We start from the raw sequence: 2109 nt of genomic DNA, 5'->3' as shown, positions 1-2109 counted from the left end.
AAATATATAATCAATTCAATTAAATTAATTAATTAAATAAATTTTATTAAAAGAAGGAGAAAATTATGAATTCCAAAAAAATTATAATTTCGGTAATCGCTTTTATTTTTGTATTTGCGATTTTAGTTTTCGCTCAAGCAAAAATTGATTTGAGTAAAATTCCAGATGGAACATATTTGGGCGACTATAAAGCGACTTATAAAACTAGAGAAGGCGATTATCAAGCGAGAGTAACCGTAGCGAAAGGCAAATTAACGAGAATAGTTTTGACGAAAAGCGCTCATAAAAGCGGTCCCGCAAGGTCAAAAGAAGCTTTCGATAAAATGATAGCCGATAATAATATTTACGCTGACGGAATAACGGGAGCGACTTGGAGCGCATTGGTTGAAGACGCTTTGACTAAATTAACTCCCGTAAAATAATTTAATAATCTTTAATAATTTGAAAAAAGAAAATAAAGCGAGTTCGTTAGATATCGGATTCGCTTTTTTCGTTCATTTTTATTCTAATAATTAGTCCGACAGTCATAATGATAAAAGTTATAAATATCGCCAAATATAAATTGCATGAAATTTTATACTTCAAAAATTTTATATCCGAAAATTTTTCTGACAGATTTATTAATATGTTTGTGAAAAATTCCACAGTCGAAGCGGGATAAACCGATAACGGAGAAAATATTTGAAATGTAATTATAGTTATGATTGAAGAAGCCAAAATTATAAAAGCTAAAGGAACGGCAAAAATATTTGATATTATAGAAGTTAAATTTAAAATCGAAAAATGATAGACGCTTAAAGGCAGTATTGAAATTAACGCGATTAAATTTATAAAAAGAAAAGCGGCTGATTTTGTAATTAAATTTTTTATAAAATGATTATTTATATTTTTTACTGTTTTATTTAAAACATAAAAATCAAAAATCGTATAGTAAAGAATTATTCCTAAAGTCGCCAAAAATGAAAATTGAAAACTAATCTCTCTTATAGAATTCGGTTCTATGATTAAAATTATTAAAGCCGCCAAAAATAAAGAATTGACGGAATTTCTATTTTTATCGAAAACATAAGATATTAATAAACAAAAAGCCATTATGCTCGCTCGAATTATCGAAACGGAAAATAAAGTAACTGCGGGATAAATTGCGGCGGTTATTACAGTCGATATTAATATTCTTTTATAAAAATTGATTGGAAAAAACGACAATGCAAGAAATAAAATATAAAGAACCATCGAAATATGAAGCCCCGATATTGCAAGTATATGCGATATTCCAGCGTCTATAAAATATTGATTTATATTTTTTGGAATTATACTTTTATCTCCGATTGTTATTCCCTGCGCGACAGAATAATTTATTGGATTTAAAAATTTTCCGAGAGATTTTTTTGCAATATTTCTAAAATATAATCCGTATTCATTTATATAATTTTTTATAAAACCTATAATTTGAAAATCGCTTTTTTGAACGGTAAAATTAATATAAGGATAAATTGAAGAAACTCCGAAAAGCATTTTATTTTGGAGACTATTTTTAATATTTTCTTCGGCATAGTTCGTAAAAATATTTTTGTATAAATTAATTTTTGCATAAACGGTAATTTTGTCGTTTAGATAAATCGGTTTTTGAGAATTATGATATATTCTGATATTGCCCGCGTAATCATGCCAATTTTTTCCGTCATAAATCATATCGACATAGGCAATATATCTGTCTCTAAATCCCACAACTCCGTCATATTCGATTATTTTTGCACGATAACCTTTTATATCTCCTTCAAAATCGCTTAAAGGACTTTGAAAAATTTTATAATATCTTGCCATTGTAAAACCGTATCCGATAAAGAAGCATGAAATTATAGCCAAATAAATTTTTGGTTTATTTAAGAATGCAAAAATTAAAGATAGAATTAAAAGAATAAAAGCGACAATTAAAAATAAATACGATAAAAAAATAGAGCGCGTTTTTAAGGATAAAGATATTCCAAAAGAAAAACTTAAAGTTATATAGAAAATATAAGTAATCGGGTAGCTATATAATTTTTTCATTATGGATTAAATATATATTAGATTTTATATTTAACAACTAAAAGTTTTGCTACTTTATTT

General features: G+C 26.5%; 2 protein-coding genes. One reads left to right on the top strand and one right to left on the bottom strand.

Annotated features, from left to right (window positions below):
• Positions 1–65: 65 nt before the first annotated feature.
• Entirely contained in the window at positions 66–422 is a 357-nt protein-coding gene (locus tag ACR0QS_RS12955) for an FMN-binding protein (RefSeq protein WP_432633868.1), read from the top strand.
• A gap of 46 nt (positions 423–468) precedes the next feature.
• Here the strand turns inward: ACR0QS_RS12955 and ACR0QS_RS12950 are convergent, their stop codons facing one another.
• A complete protein-coding gene (locus tag ACR0QS_RS12950; protein ID WP_432633867.1) occupies positions 469–2049 on the bottom strand; it encodes a ComEC/Rec2 family competence protein in 1581 nt (526 codons plus the stop codon).
• Between the last annotated feature and the right edge of the window lie 60 nt (positions 2050–2109).

Origin of the sequence: Brachyspira sp. (genome assembly GCF_050873525.1) — a bacterium.
Taxonomy (GTDB): domain Bacteria; phylum Spirochaetota; class Brachyspiria; order Brachyspirales; family Brachyspiraceae; genus Brachyspira.
The sequence above is the reverse complement of the archived record's forward strand: the minus strand, read 5'-3'. Positions and strand labels throughout refer to the sequence as shown.